The organism is Pseudomonas sp. TWRC1-2 (assembly GCF_049896685.1).
In the GTDB taxonomy this organism is placed as follows: Bacteria; Pseudomonadota; Gammaproteobacteria; order Pseudomonadales; family Pseudomonadaceae; genus Aquipseudomonas.
This window is the reverse complement of sequence record NZ_JAFCUU010000003.1, coordinates 253,113-279,553: the sequence shown is the minus strand read 5'-3', so window position 1 is coordinate 279,553 and position 26,441 is coordinate 253,113. Positions and strand designations below refer to the sequence as shown.

Below are 26,441 nucleotides of genomic sequence, written 5' to 3'. Positions count from 1 at the left end.
TGTTCTCTGTTAAGTTTGACTTGCCCAGCACGGCCCACCGCCGCCTGAGTCCCTTCCAAGCTCGCCATACAACCAGCGATCAAGACCGCTGACCGCTCGCTGCGAGCAATTCCTTCAAAATCGTTGCCGGGTCGGCCCGCTGTTGTTTGCGGTAGTTGCCAACATGGCGAACGAACAGTGTCGCGCGCGTCACCAGGCTCTTGCCGAGCACTGGCTTGCGATCCAACTCTTCCTTGATTCGTTGAAACTGCGCCTGGATCACCGCGTCGGTGTAGCGCGTGCCGGTGGCCAGGTTGTCAATGTAGATCGCCACCGCGCCGTCGAGCGCGCTGCGGCCGTTGTCGATGGCCGTGGCAAACAGCTGCGCGCTGGCCGCGTCCTTGTTGTCCAGAGCCTGCTGGCGACTCTTCTGCAAGTTCATCAGGCGGATGTTGTAGTTGCTGATGGTCTCGGCCACCAGCGCGGCCGATTGAATCAGGTTGCCCGCCGCCTCTTCGCGTTGCTGGGCGATCAGCGAGACGTTGCGCTTGAGTTCTTCGTTGACCAGGCCCAGTTCGGCTTGCAGCTTGGGATCGACGCTGGCGGCGATGATGCTGTCCAGGCGCTTGGTCGGGTCCTGGGCGTCGTCGATGGCGTCGGTCAGCGAGGCCAGGCGGCCTTCTTTCTGCCACTGCGCGAACAGCTCCTTGTAGCGCGAACGCGGCGCGGACAACGCACCAATCGCCACGCGAAAACCGGTGGTCTCGTTGCTCTGCTCGGTGCCGTCGGCGGCGAACAGCGGGTATTCGCGGCGCATGCCAGTGAACAGCGTGCCCTCGCCTTCCAGGTAGTTGCCGCCCTTGACCACAAAGCCGCCGTAGGTGCCCTGACGGCGCCCGGCGTGCACCAGTTGGAACGATTCCTGGACCATTTCCGCCGCATTGCCGATCACATCGAACATGCCGATCGGGTTGGGCAATTTGGTGCCGATGGGCATCAGGCGTGCCGCCTGGCCGGTACCGCCGGCGACTTGATTGAACACCGCGTAATCACCCAGCGGCCCGTCGCTTTCGCTGCCTTCGACACGGCGCGGAAACAGCCGCCCTTCGAGGTCCTGACGGCTCACTGCCTGGCCACCGCGCGCGGCGAATTCCCATTCCACTTCGGTGGGCAAGCGCACAAAACCGAGGCCACCGTCTTCGGCCGAAGACCCACGACCACTGACCGGCAGCAAGTCGCGGTGGTATTTCATCAACCAGGCGCTGTACACCGCCGAGAAGCGCTCGGCTTCAAAGCGCGAGAGTTTCACCTTGGGCAAGCGTGCAGCCATGCCGGTCGGCGCATCGCAGGCTGGCGCCGGCTCGCCACTGGCGAGCGACTGTGCCTGGGACATCACTTGGGCATACTGACGCGCGGTGACTTCGTACTTGCCGATGAAGTACAGCATCGGCTTGAGCGGGGTTTTGGCGTCGGTCTTCGGCATCAAGGGCGCAATGACTGCGTTCCAGTCCTTGGGCAAATCCTTGAGCGTGAACTGGCCGTTGATAAAGTCGCGTCGGTAGCCGGAGATAAACGACTGCTGATAACCCGCCTCACCCTCGGCAAAGGGGTAACCGAGGCTGATCTCGCGGTCATCCAGGGTGCCCTGGGCCAGCACATAGGCGTAGCGGAACACCATGTTGCCTTCGCACGGCAGCGGCAGACTCACGTCATCGGGCAACGGTTTGGGGTTGTCGAGTTTGTCACTCGCCTCATCCGCCCACGCCATTGAAGCCAAGCTCAGCGCCATCGCGGCGCCCAGTAACTTATACATCTCTGATTCCTTCAGAAGCCTGGATACGCGCCACTCGCCAACCGCCACAACCCGCCGCCACGGCGCTGACGCCGAGGACTGCAGCCAGGGCCAGGGCGTAATGAGGCGCCAACAGGTGACAGGCGTATTCGCCCGGCACCTGCACGAATAATTTGTTCAACCCCGCCTCGGCCAGGCCATACAACCCGGCACTGAGCACGGCGGCAAACCCTGCGCTGTACAGCGCCTGCACCACCACAAACAACAACAGCCCGGCTGTGGAAAACCCCAGCAAGCGCAACACCGACAATTCCCGACGCTTGCGCGCCACGGCGGCCAACACGCCGGCGAAGATCGCCGCAAATGCGCCCGCCAAGGCCAAACCGGCGATGATCCAGAACACGATCGACAGGTTGCGGCTCAACGACTGCACCTGGGCGATGGCGTTCGCCTGGGTCGACACCAACAGATTCTGCCCGGCGAAAAACACCCGCAACCGCTCCACATCGGCGAGGTTGCGGGCATACAGACGAAACGCCGGATAAACCCGCTGCTCAGTCACGCCCACCGCGTCACCGTCCCAACTCAACGCCGGCACCGCGCGGCCGTCGCGGTAATCTTCCGCCGCTTCCAGCAGGCGCAAATCGGCAAACAAACCGTCCCGCGCAAACGCTTCCAGCGGCAGCACCGCCAGCACCTGCAACCGCGTGCGCTGGGCTTCGACGCGCCCTGCCACTTGCCGCGCAAAGCTGGTCTCCAGCCAATCGCCAGGCCGCGCCGCGAGTTTTTCCGCGGCGGTGTGGCTCAGCACGATCTGGTCCAGGCCCCGAGGCATCGGCAACCCCACGAGCAGCGGATCACCCGCTGCAGTCGGCAGCATTTCCAGGGTCAGCGTGCCCACCTGCGCGGTCGCCGCAATCTGGCGGGTACGCGGCACGGCGAAGGCCACATCGCGACGCTGGGCAAGTTGCTCGATAAACGCTGCGTTGAATCGACCGCCGCCCAACGGAATAATTTCACGGGTTGCGGGGTCGGTCTCCAGGCGTTCGGTCAAACTGCTAACCAGTCCAAATTTCAGGCCGAATAACACCAGCAACGGCGCGATCACGGCCACCAATGCCAGCACCGAACAGGCCGACAGCCAGGCGTCGTTGCGGTAATCCTGCCAGGCCAGAGACGCCACCAGACCGATGCGCATCAGTACGCCTCCCCGAGGGTGGCCGTGACGCCGCCGTCGGTGTCACGGCGGCAACTGATGCGCCGCACCTGCAAACCACTGGCGCGGGCCAGCGGCTCGTCATGGGTGGCGATCACGCAGGCCGCGCGATGTTCGCGGGCCTGGGCCAGCAGCGCCTGCATCACGCGTTCGGCGTTCAGCGGGTCAAGCGACGCCGTCGGCTCATCCGCCAGCACCAGTTGCGGCGCGTGGGCCAGTGCACGGGCGCAGCTCACGCGTTGGCGTTGGCCCACCGACAGCGCAGCCGGTTTCTTGCCCAACTGATCGCTGATCTCCAACTGCTCGGCCAAACGCGCGATGCTGCCGTCGTCCTTGAGCCCCAGCAGTTGCCGGGACAAGGCGATATTGCTGCGCACATCGAGAAAACTCAGCAGGCCACCGGTTTGCAGCACATAGCCCAAGTGCGTGCTGCGCAGCGCGGCCAACGTCGACTGCTGATCGGCGCGCCACAGAGCGCCGACATCGACCTGATCAAATTCAAACCGGCCAACCTGATCCGGCGCCAACACCAGCGCCAGCACGTCGAGCAAGGTGCTTTTGCCGCAGCCGCTCGGCCCGACGATTGCCAACTGCTCACCCGCGCGCAGCGCCAGCGCCGGAATCACCAGGCTGTAGCGCTGGCTGCCGACGCCGCGGCTTTTGTGCACTGCGCTCAGGTTCAGCATCACGGCAGCGTCGACAAGGGCACGCGGTACAACGCATCGCCCGGCTCGGCATCGCCGAAACGGACCCAGTTGGCCACATCATTGTGAAAGGTTTCGTAGAGGCGGATTTTCGAATCCAGCTCGTCGATAAAGTCTTCCTGCTCGGCCACGCTCAACGACAACCACAAATCCTGGGTCATGTTCAGCGACTTGCTGCGGTACGGCAGCCCTTCCAGGTATTCGCCGAGGATGCCGCCGTCGGCCAGGTTGCCGCCCTTGCGCAGGGCTTGCGGGTCGCGGCTCATGTAGGCCGACGCACTGGCGATTTCCTGGAAGAAATCCTTGGGCGAGGTCTGGGTCTTGCGCGCCGCATCGACGATCAGTTTCAGCGACTGCTGCAGGTCGTTGAGCTGCAATTTGGTCAGCATCACGCACACCTGGAACGCCGGCAGCGCCGGGTTGGTCAGGTCGCGGTCGGCGGTCCAGGCGCTGACCAGTTGCGGCGCCTGGCTCGCGGTTTTGCGGCCGAGGAAATCCATGTGCATGGCGTAGCCGACGGCCGCGGACTTGTCGGCCAAGGTCGGCGCGGCACTCAGCAGCGGCACCGGCTGCGGCGTGTTGCTGCGCACCTGGTGCACGAGGTTGGCGAACACGCTGCCGATCTCATCGACACGCTCACCCAGCTTGCGCACATCACCACCCGGCACTGGCGTGTAGAGGTCGCCGATCTGCGGGTTGGCGTCGGCGGTGAGCACGCGGTACTGGGTTTCGGCACCGGCATGGGTTTTCTTGCCGGCGTCGGTGCGCAGGTGCAGGGCGTAGATCTTGATCTGCTTGCCCAGCGCGGCCTGGCGCACCTCGGCTTCGTTCATCTGGGTGGCGGCAAACGGGTCGTTCTTGCGCAGTGCGCCAGCGTCGGTGACCAGCAGGATGATGCGCCCACCGTAGCCGGACCAGTCCATGCCATCCACGGCCTGCATCACCCCGGCAAACGCGTCTTCGTTGAACGAGTGGCTGGACACGGTGGAGGCTTTGACCTGCCGCGCCATGTCGAGAAAGCGCTGCGGGTCGCGGCCCTGATCGAGGCTGATCAGCGTCTTGGCGACGTACTCAAGCCCTGGGGTTTTCTTGATGCTGTTGCGAAATCCCACCAGCCCGAAGCTGACGCTGTCCAGCTCACCGCGCTCGGCGATACGGGTTTGCAGCTCGTGCACCACGTCGCGGACTTGGTCGATGTAAGGCTGCATCGACACGGTGGTGTCGACCACCAGCACCACGGCGGTACGGAAGGCGTCGGCGTTGGTGTTGATCGCTCGGGCGGCCGGCTTGGCAGCCGCGCTGCTGCCGGGGTCGATAGAGGCCACATTGAGCAACTGCACCGGCTGGCCGTTTTCGTCGAAGCTCTCTTTGGAGTCGAAAATCGGCAGCAGGTAGAACTGGTCCTGCGGCACCGCGCTGGCCGTCGGCTCCAGCGCCAACACCTGTTGATTGTCTTCGCTGTTCTTCTGCGCCTTGGCCAGAACGCCTTTGGCGGCCGCAGGGTCGGCCAACAGTTTTTCCACCTCGCTGGATTGGCGCAGGAACATCACCGGCGCCCGGCCCGAGCGCTCGGTGAATTTGAGCACCAGGCTTTGCTTCCAGTCGCTGACCTGGGCGGCCGGCAACCAGCCGTCGCTGCGCCCATCGGTGGCGGCGCCGACGCGCAGCCACGGGCTGCCATCGACGTCTTTGCGCTGGTAAACGTAGAGCACGGAAAACGCCGGCAGCCCCTCGTTGGAAGCACCACCGGCATCGTGGGACAGCTTGGCGCCCGGTTTGCTCAGCACCCGCTGGAACAGGGTCTTCTTGCCCGCCATCAGCAAGGGGCGCTGGCCGCCGTCCGCATCGGCCACAACCGTTTTTACTTCGGGAGGCGCGGGCGTTTTCGGCACCACCGCAGCGGGCGGCGCCGCTGGCGTATCGCCGCGGCTCAACCACCAGTAGCTCGCGCCACCGACGGCAAGCGCGACAGCTACTGCGACTGCAGCCAAGGCCAGCACCGGCCCACGGCGCTGCTCGGACACGTTGCTGTGTTGGGTCGGCGTCACCACCGGTTGGCGCACTGGCTGCGGCTGGGGTTTGTCGGTCGGAATGTCGATAGACACCGGCGTCATCCCGGCCAGGTCGAAGCTCAGCGGAATCGGTAACGGCCGCACCAGCGTGGCTTCCGGCGAGTCGGCCGGCAGTTGGTCCAGCGCGCGCAGCAACGCCGCCGCGTCCGGGAAACGCTCCGCCGGATCCTTGGCCAACAGCTTGCGCAACACCTCCTGATAACGGCCGTGGTGCACCGGCAATTCCGGCAGCGGTTCGGTCAGGTGCGCCAGCGCCGTGGACAGTGCATCGGTGCCGCTGTAAGGCAACTCGCCGACGAGGATTTCATAGAGCACCACGCCGAGTGCGTAGAGGTCAGCGCGGCCATCAATCTCCTGGCCCCGCGCCTGCTCCGGGCTCATGTAGCTCGGCGTGCCCACGGCAAACCCGGCTTGAGTGAACTGGGTACGGTCATCCAGAGACTTGGCGATGCCGAAGTCCGACAGCACGGCGGTGCCGTCAGCGCGGAACAGAATGTTCGCCGGCTTGACGTCACGGTGGACCAGGCCCTGAGCATGCGCATAGCCCAGCGCCGAGGCGATCTGGCGGATCAACGTCACGCCCTGCTCCGGTGTCAGGCCGGCGGCAATGCGCTCTTTGAGCGTGCCGTTGGGCAGGTATTCCATGGCCATGTAATACAGCTCACCGACGTTGCCGATGTCATGGATGGTCACCGTGTGCGGGTGCGACAGGCGCGCCAGGGTCTTGCCCTCGCGCAGGAAACGCTCGCAAAAACTCGGGTCCGCCGCCAGCGCCGCCGCCATCACTTTCAACGCCACCTTGCGCTCCAGCGAACGCTGGGTCGCCAGGTACACGCTGGCCATGGCGCCTTCGCCGATCTCGCCTTCGATGTCATAACCCGGAATCACGATGTTCATGGCGAAACCTTCACGACAATGGCGGTGATGTTGTCCGGCGCGCCCCGGTTGAGGCCCAGGTGCACCAGGCTGCGCACGATTTCATCCGGCGCGTCATGGCCCAGCACTTCGCGGATTTCATGATCCTCGACGGTCTTGTTCAGGCCGTCGCTGCACAGCAGGTAGCTGTCACCGGGCGCAATCAGCAGGTCGACCACCGCCACCTCCAACTGCGCCTCCACGCCGATCGCGCGGGTGACGATATTGGCGCGAGGGTGCACACGGGCATCGGCTTCGCTGAGCAAGCCGCTGTCTTGCAGGTCCTGCACGTAGCTGTGGTCGCGGGAAATGCCTTCCAACACGCCGTCGCGCAGGCGGTACAGGCGGCTGTCGCCGGCCCACAAACACACGCCGCGCAAGCCGCGTGCGGCCAGGACCACCACGGTGCTGCCCATCATGGTCACGCCACGGTTGGCGGTTTCTTCGCGCACGGTTGCGTTGATGCGGATCAGGTCATTGCGCAGGGCCGCCGAATATTCGTCGAGGGAACGCCCCACCGGCACAGCACGCAGGCTGTCGACGATCAGGCTGCTGACGTAGTCGCCCGCCGCGTGCCCGCCCATGCCGTCGGCCACCACCCACAGACGGTTTTCCGGCAGGTCCAGGCAGGCGTCTTCATTGACCTGGCGGACCATGCCCACATGGCTTTTGCTCGCGGATTTGAACGTCGCCCCCATCTACACCACACCTTCTTGTCCGAGCAAAAACTGCGCAAAATCGCCGGCGGCAGGCAAACCCTGACACCGCAATAAACCTGGGGAAATCACCTGCGAGCCACGCCCCCACCACAGGCTCGCGCCCTCGCAGGCCTGTTCGGCGAGCGCGGTCATGCGGCTGTGGGGCACGGTGGCGGCAACGCGTTGCAGCCCGGCAAAGCGGCTGTCCACGGCGCGTTGCTCACTGGCCGGGATGCCGAGTTTGTCGATGCCATCGTTGAAACCTTCAAAGGTCGCGCCGGCATCCAGTGTGCTGAGCAGCAGCTCTTCGGCCTGCTCAAACCAGGTGTCCGGCCCGCCCACCAGGGATGCGGGGTTGGTGTCGTGATCGAGCAACGCCACCACCGCCAACGGAAAATACCGGCCGACCCGGTCAATGCTCGGCATGACCACACCTGCCGCCGCGTCCGGCCCGCACACACCCGGCGCCAGCACAAAGCGCCACAACGGGCTGACCAGGTACACATTGAGCCAGTCGCCGCCCAGGCTGTTCTGGCTGGCCAGCAGACCTGCCGCCAGCCAGCTGTCCCACGGGCCGATAAAACTCTGGGGCAAGGCGCGGCTGACAAAGTCACCGCGGCTGGCCAACTTGCCGTAGAAACCCAGCGTCGTCATAACCGCTCCGGCAGGCTGAAGCCACTGAGTACGCGGCTCTTGAACGGGTTGAAGGCGCTGTTGGCGCGCAGCTCGTAGGCGATGCTCGCCCCGTCCACCCTTAGGCGCAGGTTGAAACGGTCCGGCGAGTTGCCGGCGGTGAGGTCCGACTGTTCCAGCAAGCGGAACCAGGCCCACGGGCCGTCCAGGGTCACGCCCGAACGACCACTGGCCGACGGCGGCATGATCGAAATACGCACCACGCCGATGCTGCCGGGGTTCGGCCATTGCATGGCGACCGGGCGGCTTGGGCCGTGGTCGTAGCTCAATTGCTGGCCATCCAGATCAAGCAGGAACTGGGTGATGGTCGGGTCCATCGACACCGGTTTAAGTTCGAAACGCACAATGGGCTGCGTACCACCGGCGCGGAAAAACGCATCACGAATCGCCGCCGCACGCTGGAACGTCTGCAACACGCCTGGCGCAATCCCGAGCTTTTGCGCGGCGCCCGGCTGCCAGCGCCAGGTCTGCGCGGAGGTGTCCACGTAAGGCTGCAGGTACTTGCGGAAATAGTTGTCCATCACCCCGCCCACGCCGAAGAACTGACCGAAGTCATCCAGCGTGGCGTCGCGAGCGCTGCCCGGCGACATCGGATAACGTCCGGCCAGCGACTGGCGGTACACGTTGACCACTTCGCTGACCCACGCCGCGTTCAGTTGGTTACGCACGCCGCCCATCATGCTGTTGGTAGCGGAGTTGACCACCGACTTGACCATGCCCTGTACCAGCGGCGGCTGGCGTTCGGCATTCAGGCTGACCCGCGTAGCCGCAGCCGCCGCCTGGTTCTTGGCCTCACCAAGCAAGGCGTCGCCACTGGCGCCGACCATGGCACTGACCTGCACGTACAGCGCGTTCATGTCTGCCAGCAGGCCGTCGATGGCGGCGGGTTCGCCTTCATTCTTGCTGACGATGCTGTTGAGCTCGGCAAAGTGCGCGGTCACCGGATCGTCTGCCGCTTGCGGTGCGTTGGCGGTCGGTTGTTCCTGGCCGAGCAGGCTGCCGAGGCGCTCCTTGAGCTTGTCGACGCCGCCTTCCACCGGCACGCCCTTGGCCGCCAATTGGCGCTCTTCGGCTTGCAGGTCGGTTTCCTTGGACACGGCCACCAGCAGTTTTTTCAGCGGCGAGGTCGGGCCGGAAATCACCCGCAGTACATCGGCCGCCTGGGCCACGCTGGTGATCGGCACGAAGTCGATGTCGGCGAGCAAGGCGTCCCATTGGCGCTGGTAGTCCTGGAAGTACAAGCGGCGCACGTCGGCAGCGAGGCTGACCACGTTCTGCTGGTCGGCCTGTTCACGGCCCAGCACCCATTGCTCTTCGGCGAGGGTGCCGGTCTGGTTCAGGCTGCTCAGCAAGAACGCCTGGCGATACCCCTTGGCGGTGAAGAACCCACTCAGCGGCTCACCCAGCGGCTTGCCACTTTTGCGGCTGAACACCAGCGCAGCATCGCGGCCTGCGGCTTCGTTGATGCGAAAGTCCGGGATGCCGTCGGGCAGCTTCTGGCGCTTGACCCGGTCATAGACGCGCTGGGCCACCGGCAGTTGTTGCAGCTGGCGACGCAGGTCGTCGATCAGCCGTGGGTCCAGGCGCGCGTTTGGCGGGTGGCGTTCGAACAACGCCTGCAAGTGCTCGGTCAGCGCCTGACGCTGGTCGGCCGGCAGGTCGCGCGGCAGGTTGCGGTCCCAATCGAGAGCGATCCAGGCCTTGATGAAGTCCGGGTCGTAATGCTCGGCATCGGCAAGCATCAGGTAGGCCTTGAGGCCTTCGTACAGGAAATCGGAATTGCCGCCACCGTGCAGTTGTTCTTCGATGCGCGTCACCAGGCGAGGCGCAAACACGGCGATCAAGAGCTTGCGGTAGACGCTGGCAGATTCGGCTTCGAGCATGTCGCCCTGGTACAGGCCCAGCCCTTCGGACCAGCTTGGCGAATCACCCGCGAGGCTCTTCACCGCATTGAGCAATGGCAGCACGGCGAGCACTTCGCGCTGCGCCGGGCTGAGGTTCTGTACAGCCTGGCCCAACGGCGCGACCTTCTGATCCACCTGGGCGATATACGCCTGGTTGGCGCGATAACTCACCCACCACAAACCACTGACTACCACCACCAAGGCGACGGTGGCTGCCAGCACGCCGCGTGCGATCCACTTGCGTCGACGCTCGACCTTGGGGTTCACACCCACCAGCCCGCGCTCGGCGAAGGCCACGGCGGTGAAGAGTTTCTCGATGAAGTAACTGCGTCCGGTGCCGCTCTGGCGCGCCAGGTGCTGGCGGTCCAGGTTCATGCTTTGCGCCATGGCGCCGATCAGGCGATCAATCGGGCTGCCTTCCTGGGTGCCGCTGGTGAAGTACACGCCGCGCAGCAGCACGCGCTCTTCAAAGGCATTGGGTTTGAACACGCCTTCGAGGAAGCTTTGCAGGCAATCCTTCAAAGCGCCGAACTGCTGCGGGAAGCCGTAGATCAGATCGCGCCGGGCCGGGTCGCGCTCCTGTTGCAGGCGCCCCACCAAACGTTCGTTGAGGCGCTGCTCAAGGCCGGCGAACTCGCTTTGCAGCGTCGCCAACGGGCTGTCGCTGTGCTTGCCGTCATCGAGCGCAAAGGTCATGCCCCACACCTGGGCGCGCTCTTCCTTGCTCAGGTTGTCGAAGAACTCCATGAAGCCCGGCACCAGGTCGAGCTTGGTCAGCATCAGGTAAATCGGGAAACGCACGCCCAACTGGGTGTACAGCTCCTGGATGCGCAAGCGAATCGCCGCCGCATGGGCAGCCCGTTCGGCGTCCGTGCCAAGCAGCAGGTCCGAGAGGCTGATGGCGATAAACGCACCATCAATCGGGCGGCGCGAGCGCTGCTTTTTCAGCAGGTCGAGAAAGCCCAGCCACGCCGCCTTATCCACCGTCGAGTTGCTGTCCTGGGTGGTGTAGCGGCCCGCGGTGTCGAGCAAAACGGCTTGGTCGGTAAACCACCAATCGCAGTTGCGCGTGCCACCGACGCCCCGCACCGCACCCGCGCCCAATTGCGCAGCCAGTGGAAAATGCAGGCCGGAATTGACCAGCGCGGTGGTCTTGCCCGAACCCGGCGGGCCGATGATCACGTACCACGGCAGCTCGTAAAGGTTGCGGCGTTCATCGCCACCGAGCTTGGCCTTTTTCAGCAGCGCCAGGGCCTCGTCCATGCGCTGGCGCAGGGTGCTGAGTTCTTCGGCGGTGGCGACACTGTTGGGGTCGACCGGGGTTTCCGCGGCCAGGCTGCGCATCACTTCGGCGGCCTGGCGGCGGGCCTGGATAATGCGGAACACGCGATATGCGATCCACACCGCAAACACCAGAATGATCAGCGCCCAGCGCCGCCCTTCTGGCACCAGCACATCGAGCAGCGGCCCCACAAACCAGATGATCAGGCTCAGGGCGATCAGGCCCAGCACGGGAATCACCCAGCGAATCATGAAACTGAAAAACGCCTTCACTCGACGCCCTCCGCCAATACGGTGATTTCAACCCGACGATTGCGGGCACGGCCTTCTGCGGTGGCGTTGGTGGCCACAGGCTCGGTGTCACTTCTGCCTTCGGCGCTGAAGCGGTCTGCCTGGCCGGTCTTGGCGGCCAGGATCTCCAGCACCGACTTGGCGCGGGCTTCGGACAGCGCCCAGTTGGACGGGAAGCGCAGCGTGGCAATCGGGCGGTTGTCGCTGTGCCCGGTGACGCGCACCTGGCCCTTGACCTTGCGGATGGCGTCGGCGATGCGCAGCATCAGCGGCTGGTAGTCATCGACGATGCTGGAGCTGGCCGAGGCGAACAGCTCATCGCCCCGGATCGTCACCACCGAGCGGTCGACCTTGTCTTCCACCGCCACGCGGCCCGCCTTGATGTCTTCCACCAGGAAACCGGCCAAGCGTGGCCGCTCGATGACTTTGGGCTGCGCCACCGGACGGTCGATGGCCTGCACCGGGATCTCGCCCAGGGCATGAATGTTCTTGAACACCGGCTCGGCATCCGACGCCAGTTTCATGCGCAAGCCGAACAGCAAGGCCAGCAGCAGCGCCAGGCCGATGGCCACGGCGATCCACGGCGGCATGAATTGCGCCAGGCGATCACGCGCCACGGTCACGCCGCGCCAGTGCGGCGACAGCTCGCGCTCGTGCTCGCCACGCGCACTGCGAATGGCGGCGGCGGTGCGTTCACGCAAGGCTTCAAGCTGGCTGCGACCGTCGTTCATCACGCGGTAACGGCCCTCGAAACCCAGGCACATGCACAGGTACAACAGCTCCAGCAGGTACGGGCGCTCGCGCGGGCTTTGCAGGCAGTGGTCGAGCAACTGAAAGACTTTTTCACCGCCCCAGGCTTCGTTGTGCACCGTGATCAGCAGGCTCTGCTTGCCCCAGTCGCTGGTGCTGCCCCACGGCGTACTGAGCACCGCTTCATCGAGTGCGGTGCACAGCGCGTAACGCGCCAGCAGCACTTCATTGCGCGCCACGCCAGCGGCTTCGGCGCGCTCTTCGAACTGGCGCAGGTAACCCAGCAACTGCGCACGCAGGCTGGCCGGTGCCGGGTGCGCGATGGTGTTGCGCAGCCGCGTCAACAGCGCCAACAGCGGGCCGGCGGCGCTTTCCAGCGGGTTGAGGCCCTGGCTTTTGCCGGTCAGGATCGGCGCGGCCGGCACCGACAGCGGCGCCGGCTCTGCACGCGCAGGTTCCGGCGCACGGCCACCCGGGCGCGGCATGAACTGGGTGCGGTCATCATCATTGGGATGCATCGCGGATTATCCTCGGATCGCCCAGAAGGCCAGGTTCAAACCCGGGAATTGCCCGGCGATGTGGAAGGCAAAGCCGCCGGAGTTATTCAGTTGCTGCCAGTGCTCGCTGCCACGGTCCAGCTCGTAATAGGTGCTGCCTGCGTGGTACGGAATCTGGCGTGGCGCCACCGGCAGCGGCAGCAGGCCGATGCCCGGCAGTTGCAGGTTGACCATGTCGCGGATGTGCTCCACCGAGCCGACCTTGCTCTGCTGGCCGAAACGCGCGCGCAGGGTTTCGCCGGGCACATCGGCGCGCACCACCAGGATGAAACTGGCGCTGTCGAGCAGGGTTTTGTCGGCGAGCATGGCCACATGAATGCCGTAGGCCTTCTCCACAATCGGGATCGGTGTGGCTTTGCTGTCGATCAGCATCGACAGCGCCTCACGCAAGGCTGCCATCACCGGGGTGAAGCTCAGCGACAGGTCATCGTGCTGGTATTGCGGGTATTCCTGGGGGCGACGGCCCGACGTCGAGAAGGTGGAAAACTCGCCGGCCAGGCTCACCAGTTCGCTGAAAAAACGCTCCGGGTGCAGCGGGCTCAACTGGCTGAAATGCTGGAGCAGCGGCTGCGCGCGGTTGACCAGTTGCAGCAGCATGAAGTCGGCAATCTCCGACGCGCCACCGGCGCCCGAGGCGACCACGCGGCCGGCCAGGGCTTCGCCGCGCTGGTGCAGCAGGCCCAGCAATTCGCTGCGAAAGGCCGTCAGCGGTTTGCTGGCGGCCACGTCCAGCACGGGCGGGATGTAGGTGTCATCGAGCACCAGCGCGCGGTCGGCGCGTTTTTCCTTGATGCGCACCAGGCCGATGGCGGCGTAATCGCTGATGCCATCCTGCGCAGTCAGCAGGCGCAACGCACGCGAGCCCACGGCCACGGGCGCGCGGTTTTCGAACGGGGCGTTGTCATCACGCACTTCACGCACCTGGCTCACGTAACGCGCGGCGCCGAGGTCTTCGCCGTCATCGACGGTGTCACGCGCGCCTGCACGCTTGAGCGGCAGGGCCAGGTACACCAGGCCATCGCGCAGGTTGTCGTCGATATTCAGCGGGCTCGGCGCCAGGTCATCCTGGGGAATATTGAACGGCGTGCCATCCGGCAACAGGCCACGGGCCGACACAATCGCCAGCTTGCCCTGGGCCAGCAGGCCCTGGTCGATGAGCAATTCGGAAAACCCCCAGGCACCGGCGGACAACGGGCGGCTGCGGGCGTCAATCAGGTTTTCCAGGTAACGGTCATGCTGCTGGAAGTGCTGCGTTCCGATGAACATGCCTTCCGACCAGACCACGCGATTGTTCCAGGACATGGGAGCTCCGTTTGCTTCTTATTGGGCAGGGCTGGATGGGGGAACCACGACGTCGGCGCGTACGGCGCGCACATCGAGGCTGATCTGGTATTCGGTGTATTGGCGTGCCGGGACGGTGAGCACCGTGCGCCATTGCGCGCGGTCCAACTCGCGATAGCCCACCAGCAGGCCGATCTGGCGCGTGGACGGGTCGAGGTTGCGCTGGATACTCAGTTGCTGGCCGGGTTGCACCATCACTTCGTCCTGGTCCAGCAGATCGAGGCCGAGCGTGGATTGCGCGCGATCAGCCAGCGCGAAGTAGTCGGAGCGGCTGAAGGTGGCGGCGTTTTTCAGTTCGAAGATGCGTACGCGAACCGGAGCGGCCTGGCCGTTGGCGCCGGGGTTGAGCCCGGCAATGGCGTGAAAATGCAGTTCGATGGCGGCGGTGTCCGCTTCGGCTTCAGTGGCCGCCTCGGGCTTGGCGGCATCCTTGGCACACGCCGTCAGCAGCAGCGCCGTGGCGACTGCGAGTAAAAACCTGGGAATCATCCTGCGTCCTCAATGACGTACTTAGCTATCCGTTTTATCCATTACTGCGTTGCGGTTTAGCGACGCTGTCGTGCGCTGTGTTCTTCGTAGGCTCGGCTGAATTCGCGGCCGAACAGGTCCTGGAAATCTTCCTGGGCTTCGCGCGAGATATTGCTGTAAAGCTCGGTGAACTGCTGCCAGTACTGGGCCTGGCGCGAGCCGTTGAAAATGCTCGACAGCCCGCCGGGCTTGCCCATGCGCTCTTCGAGTTGCGCCGGCTCAAAGCGCGCGAGCAAGTGCTTGATGGCCGCTTCTACACCGGCCATTACCGCCAGTTGATGGGCGCGCAGGTCGTCGAAACTGTCGCGCACGGCGATGTCCGGCGCCATAAACGCTTGGTTTCCATGACGCAGCAGCAGCAGTAAGGCTTCATCGGCATTGGGCGCAAACTTCAACGGATTGTTTTCGGCGGGCCGGATCATCGTCTGCTGCATGCGGAACTCGCCCTTGAGGCTGGCGCGGGCGCGCAATACGTCGATCAGGCCTTCGACCATCAACCGGTAGCTGCGGCCGATGCTCTCCATCTGCGCGCAGGCATCGGCCTTGTCCAGGCGCAACTGGTCGAGGCCGGCGCCGCGCAGGAAGGCTTGCAAAAGGTCGGGCTGTTGGCTGTCAGCCGCGGGGAGCACGGGCTCGACCACGGGCGGCGACTGCATGACTGGCGGCACGGGAGGCGGTGCAACGGGCGTCGGGCTACTGGCCACGGGCGCGGGTGTGTCGCCAAACACGTCCCAGTCTTCGGGAATCACCGAGGCTGACGGCGCCGGCTTCTCCACCACTGGCATGGCAACGGGGGTCGGCGGGCGAAAGTCGTGTTGCTCGGACGGCACATGGTCCGCCACGGTCGGTGGTGGTACGGCGGTCGGGGTGAGGAAATCGAACAGGTCCGGTAGCGTGTCCATCGACGAGGCGCCATGAAACTGCGGTGCGATTACCGGCGTCGGCGCGGGCGCGTTCACCACCGCGCCCATCAACGCCTCGAAGCTGTTCGGCGAATCGCCGGTAAACGGCTGGCTATCGATGGCTTGCACGTTGAAGTCGATACGCGCCTGAATTTCGTAGTCGCCGATGCGGATCAATTCACCGTCTTGCAACGGTTCGCTGTTCCCTCGGCGCATACGAATACCGGCGTTAACCAATTCAACGCCGTTGGTGCTGTTATCGGTTAAATAGTAACGGCCATCTTTGTATTGAATAACGCAGTGTTGCGAGGAGACAAGGCGCTCTGGATCTGGCAATACCCAGTCATTATCAGAACTGCGGCCAATAGCCATCACGCCCTGATTCATGGACTTTTCAGGGCATTGCCCAGGGGTGATCTTGTGATAACTAGTGATAGTCAAGCACAGCGACATCTTGCCTCCTTGCTGATACATCGCGCGCGGTCTATCCAAGGGTCTACCTGAAGGAGCCAGGCTTCCCGAGAGATACCGCCAGTCGCGTTAACGACCGTAAAAATAGGCTTTTACCAGCATGATCGGTGATCTTAACTGGCTTCTATGACAAAAATCCTGTCCTGGTGCGCCGTTCGACCCGCCAGTCGCGCAGGGTGTTAAGCACCGCACATCTGTCACAGAGGGCGAATAGCTTACCTTGACAAGGCGTAACTACTACACCAAAAATGCACAACTTCTTGAACATCAGTGATGGCACGGTAGTGGCACTCTGGCTATATGACCAAGAAAACATGCAAAGTTCATCGCGCAACTAATGCATGCATTGCCCGGCATCTAACGGGCTGATAGGGAGATCGAATCAAGTGGATGTGCCGTTGCTGCTCGCCGCCGTTTCCGCGACTTCGCCCTGTGGCGAAGACATGGAATATGACGCGCAATTTCTCCAACTGGAGCGTGACGCCAAGGGCCAACCCGAGCGCAGCATGGGCGACGCTATCCTGCCCGCTGAGCCACCGCAATGGCGCAGCATCCAGCAGCAAAGCCTCGACTTGTTGCAGCGCAGCAAAGACCTGCGCATCACCCATTTTCTGTTGCAAAGCTCCCTCGCCCTTCAGGGTGTGGCCGGGCTGGCCGAAGTCCTCACGCTGATCAACGCGCTGCTGCGCGAGTACTGGGCCGACCTGCACCCGCGCCTGGATGCCGACGACGATAATGACCCCACCGTACGCATCAATGCCTTATCTGGCCTGACCAGCGACGCGACCATTCGTCTGCTGCGCGAAAGCATCCTCACGCGCTCGCGCACGTTCGGGCCGGTGAGCCTGCGTGCTGCGCTGAACGCCAGCGGCTTGATGAGTTTCCCCGACGAACAGCTCGGTGCCCAGCAACTCAACGCCGCATTTCTGGACAGCGATCCCGAACAATTGCAAGCCACGCGCGATGCCTTGAGCGCCGCGCGCGCCGCCTGCGAAGCCATCGAACAACAGGTCAGCGACCAGGTCGGTTCGGCCCAGGGCGTGGACCTCAGCCTGTTGAAGCAACCGCTCAAGCAAGCGCTGCAAGTCCTCAACCAATTCGTACCGAACAGCGATACCAGCAGCGAACCCGAGGCCGTCAGTGACGACAATGCCCCCTCGGTCGATTTCGCCGCTGCCCCCGCCGCACCGCGCCCCACTGGCGACATCGCCAGCCGCGATGACGTGCTGCGCAGCCTCGACAAGATCCTTGCGTACTACACCCGTCACGAGCCTTCGAGCCCGCTGCCGGTGCTGTTGAACCGGGCGAAGAATCTGGTGCACGCCGACTTCGCGGCCATCGTGCGCAATCTGATCCCCGACGGCATGTCCCAATTTGAAAACCTGCGCGGCCCGGACGGCGAGTAAGCCGCCCGGCTGTGCAGTAACAACACCGTCGCTCAAGCGACCAGGAGCAGCAACGTGGCGAAGCAAAGTTCTCAGAAATTCATCGCGCGCAACCGTGCGCCTCGAGTGCAGATCGAGTACGACGTCGAGCTTTACGGCGCCGAGAAAAAGGTCCAGCTGCCCTTCGTGATGGGTGTGATGGCCGACCTCGCCGGCAAGCCTGCCGAACCGCTCGCACCCGTGGCCGACCGCAAGTTCCTTGAAGTGGACGTCGACAACTTCGACTCGCGCCTCAAGGCCATGCAGCCACGCGTAGCGTTCCACGTACCGAACGAGCTGACCGGCGAAGGCAACCTGAGCCTGGACATCACGTTCGAAAGCATGGACGACTTCAGCCCGGCCGCCGTGGCCCGCAAGGTCGATTCGCTCAAGCAACTGCTCGAAGCCCGCACCCAGCTGGCCAACCTGCTGACCTACATGGACGGCAAGACTGGCGCTGAAGAAATCATCATGAAGGCGATCAAGGACCCGGCACTGCTTCAGGCACTTGCCAGCGCGCCTAAGCCTGCAGGGGACCAGTAATCATGACCGACAACACCGCCCGCGAAGGCTCCCAGATCCTGGGTGCCACCGAAGAAGCCAGCGAGTTCGCCAACCTGCTGCTGCAAGAATTCAAACCCAAGACCGAGCGTGCCCGCGAAGCCGTGGAAACCGCCGTGCGCACCCTGGCCGAACAGGCTTTGGCACAGACGGACCTGGTGTCCAATGACGCGATCAAGTCGATTGAATCGATCATCGCCGCCATCGACGCCAAGCTCACCGCCCAGGTCAACCAGATCATCCATCACCCGGATTTCCAGCAGTTGGAAAGCGCCTGGCGTGGCCTGCACTACCTGGTCAACAACACCGAGAGCGACGAGCAGCTGAAGATTCGCGTGCTCAACATCTCCAAGCCGGACCTGCACAAGACCCTGAAGAAATTCAAGGGCACCGCGTGGGACCAGAGCCCGATCTTCAAGAAGATGTACGAAGAAGAATACGGCCAGTTCGGCGGCGAACCGTACGGCTGCCTGGTCGGCGATTACTACTTCGACCAGTCGCCACCCGACGTGGAACTGCTGGGCGAGCTGTCGAAAGTCTGCGCCGCCATGCACTCCCCGTTCATCGCTGCGGCGTCGCCGACCGTGATGGGCATGGGCTCGTGGCAGGAACTGTCGAACCCGCGCGACCTGACCAAAATCTTCACCACGCCGGAATACGCCGGCTGGCGTTCGCTGCGTGAATCGGAAGACTCGCGCTACATCGGCCTGACCATGCCGCGCTTCCTGGCGCGCCTGCCGTATGGCGCCAAGACCGATCCGGTGGAAGCCTTCGCCTTCGAAGAAAACACCGACGGCGCCGACAGCTCCAAGTACACCTGGGCCAACGCCGCCTACGCGATGGCGGTGAACATCAACCGTTCGTTCAAGCACTACGGCTGGTGCTCGCGCATCCGTGGCGTGGAATCCGGCGGTGAGGTGGAAAACCTGCCGGCCCACACGTTCCCGACTGATGACGGTGGCGTGGACATGAAGTGCCCGACCGAAATCGCCATCAGCGACCGCCGTGAAGCGGAACTGGCGAAGAACGGTTTCATGCCGCTGCTGCACAAGAAAAACACCGACTTTGCCGCCTTCATCGGTGCCCAGTCGTTGCAGAAACCGGCCGAATACGACGACCCGGACGCCACCGCCAACGCCAACCTGGCCGCGCGCCTGCCGTACCTGTTCGCCACCTGCCGTTTCGCGCACTACTTGAAGTGCATCGTGCGCGACAAGATCGGTTCCTTCAAAGAGAAGGACGAGATGCAGCGCTGGTTGCAGGACTGGATCCTCAACTACGTCGACGGCGACCCGGCGCACTCCACCGAAACCACCAAGGCCCAGCACCCGTTGGCTGCCGCCGAAGTGATCGTGGAAGACGTCGAAGGCAACCCGGGTTACTACAACTCCAAGTTCTACCTGCGCCCGCACTATCAGCTTGAAGGGCTGACCGTGTCGTTGCGCCTGGTATCGAAGTTGCCTTCGGCGAAAAGCGCCTAACCCACGGATGAGCTGGCTCTTCTGTGGGAGGGGGCTAGCCCCCGATAGCATCACTGGGGTGTGACTGACACACCGAGGTGCCTGCATCGGGGGCAAGCCCCCTCCCACACAAAGGCACTGCCCATTTGGAGTTACTCAAATTCAGTGGCAAGAGCCACACAGGGAGAAAACATGGCTGTTGATATTTTCATCAAGATCGGCGACATCAAGGGCGAGTCCATGGACAAGGCCCACAAGGACGAAATCGACGTGCTGAACTGGAGCTGGGGCATGGCCCAGTCCGGCAACATGCACGTTGGCGGTGGCGGCGGTGCGGGCAAGGTGAATATCCAGGACCTGTCGCTGACCAAGTACGTCGACAAGGCATCGCCAAACCTGATGATGCACTGCGCCAGCGGCAAGCACATCGACAAGGTCAAGCTGACCGTGCGCAAGGCCGGTGGCGAAAGCCAGGTCGAGTACATGGTGATCAACCTGGAAGAAGTGCTGGTCACGTCCCTGAGCACCGGCGGCTCGGGCACCGATGATCGCCTGACCGAAAACGTCACCCTGAACTTCGCCCAAGTGATGGTCGACTACCAGCCGCAGAAAGCCGACGGCACCAAAGACGGCGGCGCGATCAAGTTTGGCTGGAACATCCGTTCCAACACCAAGCGCTGATAAACCCGGTGGCCGTGGCTCGCCGCCACGGCCCCAGGCATCGGCCCCTCGCAGAAACCGTCCCTCTCACAACCCGTCCGTGGAGCTGCTTTGGTGGTAACTGAAATCGCTTCCCGCGACCGTCTGCAACCGTCCCTGCTGGACCGGTTGACCGACGACGACCCAACCAATCCCAAGGAAAGCGCCGACAAACGCGTGCTGTCCCTGACCCAATTGAAAGCCTCGGTGCTGCGCGATCTGGCGTGGCTGCTCAACACCACGTCGTTGCTGGATGCCGATGCCACGCTGCACACCCCGGCCGGTACGTCGGTGGTCAATTACGGCCTGCCGGCACTGGCGGGCAACAGCGTGTCCAGCGTGGACATCAAGGCGCTGGAAGCGCTGATCTACCAGGCCATCGCCACCTTTGAGCCGCGTATTCTGCGCCACACGTTGCGCGTCAAAGCCCGCATCGGCCACGGCGAGATGAACCACAACGCGCTGAGCTTCGAGATCGAAGGCGACCTGTGGGCGCAGCCGGTGCCATTGCGCTTGCTGCTGCAAACTGACCTCGACCTGGAATCCGGCCATGTGCGCGTGGTGAATGCCGACCAGCGGAGGCGCCCATGAACCCGCGCCTGTTGGAGCTGTACAACCAGGAACTGCACCACGTGCGCGAAAGCGCCGCCGAGTTCGCCAAGGAATACCCGAAGATCGCCAGTCGGCTGACCCTGTCCGGTATGGACTGCGCCGACCCGTATGTCGAACGCCTGCTCGAAGGTTTTGCCTACCTCACCGCCCGCGTGCAGCTCAAGCTCGACGCCGAGTACCCGACGTTCACCCACAACCTGCTGGAAATCGCCTACCCGCACTACTTGGCGCCGACGCCGTCGATGACCGTGGTGCAATTGCAGACCGACCCGGATGAAGGCTCGCTGGCCAGCGGCTTCCCGCTGCCGCGCGACACCGTGTTGCGCGCAGCACTGGGCCGCGAAACCCAGACCTGCTGCGAGTACCGCACCGCGCACCCGGTGACGCTGTGGCCGTTGCAGGTCAGCGGCGCCGAGTACTTCGGCAACCCCGCCGCCGTGCTCGGCCGCCTGGCCGCCAGCGAGCCGAAGGCCAAGGCTGGCTTGCGTCTGACCCTGCGCACCGGCGCCGAATTGCCGTTCAACAGCCTCGACCTCGACAGCCTGCCGCTGTACCTCAGCGGCGCCGATGAGCAGCCGTTTCGCCTCTACGAACAACTGCTGGGCAACGCCTGCGCGGTGTTTGCGCGCAAACCCGGCGGTGATTGGGTCGAGCGCCTGCCGCAGGACGCGTTGCGTTCGCGCGGCTTTGACGACGCCGACGCGGCCATGCCGGTGGTGGCCCGCGCATTCCAGGGCTATCGGCTGTTGCAGGAATACTTCGCCCTGCCCCACCGCTTCCTGTTCGTCGAATTCGCCGAACTGAGCCGCGCGGTCAAACGCTGCGACGGCCAGGAGCTGGAACTGATCGTGCTGTTCGACCGCCACGAGCCGAGCCTGGAAGGCAGTGTTGGCGCGGCGCAGTTCATGCCGTTCTGCACGCCGGCGATCAACCTGTTCCCCAAACGCGTGGACCGTATTCATTTGTCTGACCGCGTCAACGAACACCACGTGATTGCCGACCGCACGCGGCCAATGGATTTCGAGATTCACTCGCTGAGCGGCATCACCGGCCACGGCACCGGGCCGGAGCAGCCGTTCCTGCCGTTCTACGCGGTGCGCGACCCGTCACGCTATGGTCGCGATCAGGCTTACTACACGCTGCGCCGCGAGCCGCGCGTATTGTCCAGCGACCAGCGCCGCAACGGCCCGCGCTCTACCTACGTGGGCAGCGAAACCTTTGTCAGCCTGGTCGACAGCCAGCAAGCGCCCTACCGCCACGACCTGCGCCAACTCGGCGTGACCGCGCTGTGCACTAACCGCGATCTGCCGTTGTTCATGAGCGTGGGCAACGGCAAGACCGACTTCACCTTGGCCGACAGCGCGCCCGTGTTGTCGGTGCGCTGCGTCGCGGGCCCGAGCCGCCCACGCGCCAGCCACGCGCATGACGCCAAGGCCTGGCGCCTGATCAGCCAGTTGTCGCTCAATTACCTGTCGCTGAGCGAACAGGGCCAGGGCGCCGGCGCCTTGCGTGAACTGCTGCGCCTGTACGGCGACAGCAACGACGCGGCGCTGCAATTGCAGATCGAAGGCCTGCGCGAAGTCAGCAGCAAAGCCGTGACCCGGCGCCTGCCGATGCCTGGCCCGATTGTGTTTGGCCGCGGGTTGGAAATTACCCTGGAATTCGATGAAAACGCGTTTCGCGGCACCGGCGTGTTTCTGCTCGGTGCGGTGCTGGAGCGCTTCCTGGCACGCTACGTGTCGATCAACAGTTTTACCGAGACGGTGATCCGTACCACCGAACGCGGCGAGATCATGCGATGGAAAGCCAAGCCCGGGCGGCGTCCGACCCTGTGAACACACTGGATGCGATGCATCAGGAGCCCTGGGAATACGATTTCTTCCAGGCGCTGCGGCGTATCGAGTGCGAATCGCCGCAGCTGCCGCGCCTGGGCCATTCCCTACGCCTGGCGGATGACCCGTTGCGCCTGGGGCAACAGGCCGATTGCACCTTCGCCCCGGCCACTTTGGCCTCGGTCGATCCCGGTGGCGACGGCAAACCGGCGCGGCTGGAGCAGTTCTTCTTCGGCCTCGGCGGCCCCAACGGCCCATTGCCACTGCACATCACCGAGTACGTGCGCGAACGTCAGCGCAACAACGCCGACAGCACCAGCAAACAGTTTTTGGATGTGTTCCACCATCGGCTGCTCAGCTTGTTTTACCGGGCCTGGGCCGAGGCGCGGCCGACAGTCAGCCACGACCGCCCGGACGATGATTACTGGTCCGCACGCCTGGCGGCGCTGAGTGGCCGGGGCATGCCGAGCCTGCTCAATCAGGGGCTGATTCCTGACACCGCGAAGCTGCATTACAGCGGCCACCTGTCAGCGCAAACCCGCTACCCGGATGGCCTGAAGGCGATTCTGAGCGAGTATTTCGGCCTGCCGGTGGAGATAGAAGAATACGTCGGCCAATGGCTGGAATTGCCCGAGCGCAGCCGCGTGAGTGTCAGCGCCAACCAACTGGGCGTGGACTTCTGCCTGGGCAGCCACGTGTGGGACCGCCAGCATAAATTCCGCATCCGCCTCGGCCCGCTCACGCTGGATGACTACATGGGCATGCTGCCCGGCAGCCAGCCGTTCAATGAGCTGGTGGCGTGGGTGGCCGAGTACCTGGGCCATGAACTGGACTGGGACCTGAACCTGGTTTTGCAACAACCCGAAGTACCGGCGCTGCAGCTCAATGGCCAGTTCCGCCTGGGCTTCAACACCTGGCTCGGCCGACCCGAGCATGACGCCAACGACCTAATCCTGGCTCGGCATTACGCCGACCACGCCACCACCTCAAGGAATCCAGAGCATGGGTGAAATCAGTCGCGCCGCACTGTTCGGCAAACTCAACAGCGTGGCCTACAAGGCCATCGAAGCCGCCACTGTGTTCTGCAAACTGCGGGGCAACCCGTACGTGGAACTGGCCCACTGGTTTCACCAGTTGCTGCAACTGCAGGACTCGGACCTGCACCGCATCATTCGCCAGTTCAACGTGGAACCGGCGCGCCTGGCCCGTGACCTGACTGAAGCACTGGACCGCCTGCCACGGGGCTCGACGTCGATCACCGACCTGTCGTCCCATGTGGAAGAAGCCGTGGAACGCGGCTGGGTCTATGGCAGCCTGATGTTCGGCGAGAGCCAGGTGCGCACCGGTTACCTGGTGCTCGGCATTCTCAAGACCCCGAGCCTGCGCCACGCGCTGCTGGGTTTGTCTCCCGAGTTCGACAAAATCAAAGCTGAAGCGCTGAGCGAGCGCTTCGACGAATACGTCGGCGACTCGCCCGAAAATGCGTTGAGTGCCAGCGACGGTTTCAACGCCGGCGCTGTACCCGGCGAAGCCAGCGGCGCCATGGCACCGAGCGCGATGGGCAAGCAGGAAGCCCTCAAGCGTTTTACCGTTGACCTGACCGAACAGGCGCGCAGCGGCAAGCTCGACCCTATCGTCGGGCGTGATGAAGAGATCCGCCAACTGGTGGATATCCTCATGCGTCGGCGCCAGAACAACCCGATCCTCACTGGCGAAGCCGGTGTGGGCAAGACCGCCGTGGTTGAAGGTTTTGCCCTGCGCATCGTCGCCGGTGATGTGCCGCCCGCGCTCAAAGACGTAGAGCTGCGCAGCCTCGACGTGGGCCTGCTGCAAGCCGGCGCCAGCATGAAAGGCGAGTTCGAACAGCGCCTGCGCCAGGTCATCGAAGACGTCCAGGCCTCGCCCAAGCCGATCATCCTGTTCATCGACGAAGCCCACACGTTGGTCGGTGCCGGTGGCGCCGCCGGGACCGGTGACGCCGCCAACTTGCTCAAGCCAGCCCTCGCCCGTGGCACCTTGCGTACCGTGGCCGCCACGACCTGGGCCGAGTACAAAAAACACATCGAAAAAGACCCGGCCCTGACCCGCCGTTTCCAAGTGGTGCAAGTGGCTGAGCCGTCGGAAGACAAGGCGCTGCTGATGATGCGCGGCGTGGCCTCGACCATGGAGAAACACCACCAGGTGCAGATCCTCGATGAAGCCCTGGAAGCTTCGGTGAAGCTGTCGCACCGCTACATTCCGGCGCGCCAGCTGCCGGATAAATCCGTGAGCTTGCTGGACACCGCCTGCGCCCGCGTCGCCATCAGCCTGCACGCCGTGCCGGCCGAAGTCGACGACAGCCGCCGTCGCATCGAAGCGCTGGAAACCGAGCTGCAAATCATCGCCCGCGAGCATGCCATCGGCATCGCCATCGGCGCACGCCAGAGCAACAGCGAAGCCTTGCTGAGTGCCGAACGTGAACGCCTGGAAACCCTGGAAAGCCGCTGGGCCGAAGAGAAAACCCTGGTCGATGAGCTGCTCGCCACCCGTGCAACCCTGCGCGAGAAAGCCGGTGTTGTGGACAGCGGCAACGATGAGTTGCGCGCACAACTTGTGAACCTGCAACAACGCCTCACCGCCCTGCAAGGCGAAACCCCGCTGATCCTGCCGACGGTGGATTACCAGGCCGTGGCCTCGGTGGTCGCCGACTGGACCGGCATCCCGGTGGGCCGCATGGCGCGCAACGAACTGGAGACGGTGCTCAACCTCGACCAGCACCTGAAAAAACGCATCATCGGCCAGGACCACGCCCTGCAGATGATCGCCAAGCGCATCCAGACGTCCCGCGCCGGCCTCGACAACCCGAGCAAGCCGATTGGCGTGTTCATGCTCGCCGGCACCTCGGGTGTGGGCAAGACCGAAACCGCGCTGGCGCTGGCTGAAGCCATGTACGGCGGCGAGCAGAACGTCATCACCATCAACATGAGCGAGTTCCAGGAAGCCCACACCGTGTCGACCCTCAAGGGCGCGCCTCCGGGCTATATCGGCTACGGCGAAGGCGGTGTGCTGACCGAAGCGGTACGGCGCAAACCCTACAGCGTGGTGCTGCTGGACGAGGTGGAAAAAGCCCACCCGGACGTGCACGAGATCTTCTTCCAGGTGTTCGACAAGGGCGTGATGGAGGACGGCGAAGGCCGCGTGATCGACTTCAAGAACACCCTGATTCTGCTGACGACCAACGCCGGCACCGAGTTGATTTCTCAGGTGTGCAAAGACCCGGCGAATGTTCCCGAGCCGGAAGAAATCGCCAAGGCGTTGCGCCAACCATTGCTGGAAATTTTCCCGCCGGCACTGCTCGGCCGTTTGGTGACGATTCCTTACTACCCGCTGAGCGACGAGATGCTCAAGGCAATTACCCGCCTGCAACTGGGCCGCATCAAAAAGCGTGTGGAGACAACGCACAAAGTCGCCTTCGACTACGACGACGCGGTGGTCGATTTGATCGTCTCGCGCTGCACCGAAACCGAAAGCGGCGGGCGCATGATCGACACCATCCTGACCAACAGCCTGCTGCCGGACATGAGCCGTGAATTCCTCACGCGCATGCTCGAAGGCAAGGCGCTGGCGGGTGTGCGTATCAGCACCCGGGATAATGAATTGCACTACGACTTCAGCGACGCCGATTGATCTGACGAGATGCAGTCCAAATGTGGGGGGGTGGCTTGCCCCCGATGGCGGTGAATCAGTCACTGCATGCATCAACTGACACACCGCTATCGG

The 26,441-nt window shown here is 63.9% G+C and carries 19 protein-coding genes; 8 read left to right on the top strand and 11 right to left on the bottom strand.

Annotation, left to right across the window (positions count from 1 at the left end; all coding sequences use genetic code 11):
* Nucleotides 1-79: 79 nt before the first annotated feature.
* From ACP7B3_RS10085 to tagH, 11 genes are read right to left on the bottom strand one after another with little or no spacing between them, the layout of a single operon-like run.
* On the bottom strand, nt 80-1,792 hold the full coding sequence (locus ACP7B3_RS10085; protein ID WP_242199564.1) for a formylglycine-generating enzyme family protein: 1,713 nt from the start codon (nt 1,790-1,792) through the stop codon (nt 80-82).
* The gene (locus ACP7B3_RS10080) at nt 1,785-2,969 is read right to left on the bottom strand and encodes an ABC transporter permease (RefSeq protein WP_426178733.1); all 1,185 of its coding nucleotides are present in this window, start codon (nt 2,967-2,969) and stop codon (nt 1,785-1,787) included. Before ACP7B3_RS10080 ends, ACP7B3_RS10085 begins: the two co-directional genes overlap by 8 nt.
* A complete protein-coding gene (locus tag ACP7B3_RS10075) occupies nt 2,969-3,673 on the bottom strand; it encodes an ABC transporter ATP-binding protein (protein ID WP_426178732.1) in 705 nt (234 codons plus the stop codon). Before ACP7B3_RS10075 ends, ACP7B3_RS10080 begins: the two co-directional genes overlap by 1 nt.
* Nucleotides 3,673-6,660 (bottom strand): serine/threonine-protein kinase, encoded by a 2,988-nt coding sequence (locus tag ACP7B3_RS10070; RefSeq protein ID WP_426178731.1) that lies wholly within the window; start codon nt 6,658-6,660, stop codon nt 3,673-3,675. Before ACP7B3_RS10070 ends, ACP7B3_RS10075 begins: the two co-directional genes overlap by 1 nt.
* A complete protein-coding gene (locus ACP7B3_RS10065) occupies nt 6,657-7,376 on the bottom strand; it encodes a PP2C family protein-serine/threonine phosphatase (protein ID WP_106575876.1) in 720 nt (239 codons plus the stop codon). Before ACP7B3_RS10065 ends, ACP7B3_RS10070 begins: the two co-directional genes overlap by 4 nt.
* Nucleotides 7,377-8,030 (bottom strand): type VI secretion system-associated protein TagF, encoded by a 654-nt coding sequence (tagF, locus tag ACP7B3_RS10060; RefSeq protein WP_262207243.1) that lies wholly within the window; start codon nt 8,028-8,030, stop codon nt 7,377-7,379. It abuts the gene before it with no gap.
* On the bottom strand, nt 8,027-11,527 hold the full coding sequence (tssM, locus tag ACP7B3_RS10055; RefSeq protein WP_426178730.1) for a type VI secretion system membrane subunit TssM: 3,501 nt from the start codon (nt 11,525-11,527) through the stop codon (nt 8,027-8,029). Before tssM ends, tagF begins: the two co-directional genes overlap by 4 nt.
* The gene (locus tag ACP7B3_RS10050) at nt 11,524-12,813 is read right to left on the bottom strand and encodes a DotU family type VI secretion system protein (RefSeq protein ID WP_426178729.1); all 1,290 of its coding nucleotides are present in this window, start codon (nt 12,811-12,813) and stop codon (nt 11,524-11,526) included. The genes tssM and ACP7B3_RS10050 overlap by 4 nt, the downstream gene beginning before the upstream one ends.
* Before the next feature lie 6 nt (nt 12,814-12,819).
* On the bottom strand, nt 12,820-14,154 hold the full coding sequence (gene tssK, locus ACP7B3_RS10045; protein WP_404485978.1) for a type VI secretion system baseplate subunit TssK: 1,335 nt from the start codon (nt 14,152-14,154) through the stop codon (nt 12,820-12,822).
* Nucleotides 14,155-14,172: 18 nt separating this feature from the next.
* Nucleotides 14,173-14,682 carry a type VI secretion system lipoprotein TssJ gene (gene tssJ / locus ACP7B3_RS10040; protein WP_404485980.1) on the bottom strand — a complete coding sequence of 170 codons (510 nt, stop codon included), beginning with the start codon at nt 14,680-14,682 and terminating at the stop codon, nt 14,173-14,175.
* A gap of 56 nt (nt 14,683-14,738) precedes the next feature.
* Nucleotides 14,739-16,076 (bottom strand): type VI secretion system-associated FHA domain protein TagH, encoded by a 1,338-nt coding sequence (gene tagH / locus ACP7B3_RS10035; RefSeq protein ID WP_426178728.1) that lies wholly within the window; start codon nt 16,074-16,076, stop codon nt 14,739-14,741.
* Between the two features lie 404 nt (nt 16,077-16,480).
* Between tagH and tssA the strand changes: the two genes are divergently transcribed.
* From tssA to tssH, 8 genes are all read left to right on the top strand, one after another.
* Nucleotides 16,481-17,500 carry a type VI secretion system protein TssA gene (tssA, locus tag ACP7B3_RS10030; protein ID WP_426178727.1) on the top strand — a complete coding sequence of 340 codons (1,020 nt, stop codon included), beginning with the start codon at nt 16,481-16,483 and terminating at the stop codon, nt 17,498-17,500.
* Nucleotides 17,501-17,554: 54 nt separating this feature from the next.
* Complete coding sequence (tssB, locus tag ACP7B3_RS10025) at nt 17,555-18,061, top strand: type VI secretion system contractile sheath small subunit (protein ID WP_017135823.1); 507 nt, start codon at nt 17,555-17,557, stop codon at nt 18,059-18,061.
* Nucleotides 18,062-18,063: 2 nt separating this feature from the next.
* Nucleotides 18,064-19,560: a type VI secretion system contractile sheath large subunit gene (gene tssC / locus ACP7B3_RS10020; protein WP_119737190.1), complete on the top strand. Its 1,497-nt coding sequence runs from the start codon at nt 18,064-18,066 to the stop codon at nt 19,558-19,560.
* Nucleotides 19,561-19,731: 171 nt separating this feature from the next.
* Nucleotides 19,732-20,220: an Hcp family type VI secretion system effector gene (locus ACP7B3_RS10015; protein WP_005792512.1), complete on the top strand. Its 489-nt coding sequence runs from the start codon at nt 19,732-19,734 to the stop codon at nt 20,218-20,220.
* A 93-nt stretch (nt 20,221-20,313) separates the two neighbouring features.
* Nucleotides 20,314-20,829 (top strand): type VI secretion system baseplate subunit TssE, encoded by a 516-nt coding sequence (tssE, locus tag ACP7B3_RS10010; RefSeq protein ID WP_242199548.1) that lies wholly within the window; start codon nt 20,314-20,316, stop codon nt 20,827-20,829.
* Nucleotides 20,826-22,685, top strand: coding sequence for a type VI secretion system baseplate subunit TssF (tssF, locus tag ACP7B3_RS10005; protein ID WP_404485987.1), 1,860 nt, complete (start codon nt 20,826-20,828; stop codon nt 22,683-22,685). The genes tssE and tssF overlap by 4 nt, the downstream gene beginning before the upstream one ends.
* Nucleotides 22,649-23,692, top strand: coding sequence for a type VI secretion system baseplate subunit TssG (tssG, locus tag ACP7B3_RS10000; RefSeq protein ID WP_119737185.1), 1,044 nt, complete (start codon nt 22,649-22,651; stop codon nt 23,690-23,692). The genes tssF and tssG overlap by 37 nt, the downstream gene beginning before the upstream one ends.
* Nucleotides 23,685-26,348: a type VI secretion system ATPase TssH gene (gene tssH / locus ACP7B3_RS09995; RefSeq protein WP_426178726.1), complete on the top strand. Its 2,664-nt coding sequence runs from the start codon at nt 23,685-23,687 to the stop codon at nt 26,346-26,348. Before tssG ends, tssH begins: the two co-directional genes overlap by 8 nt.
* Nucleotides 26,349-26,441 lie beyond the last annotated feature (93 nt).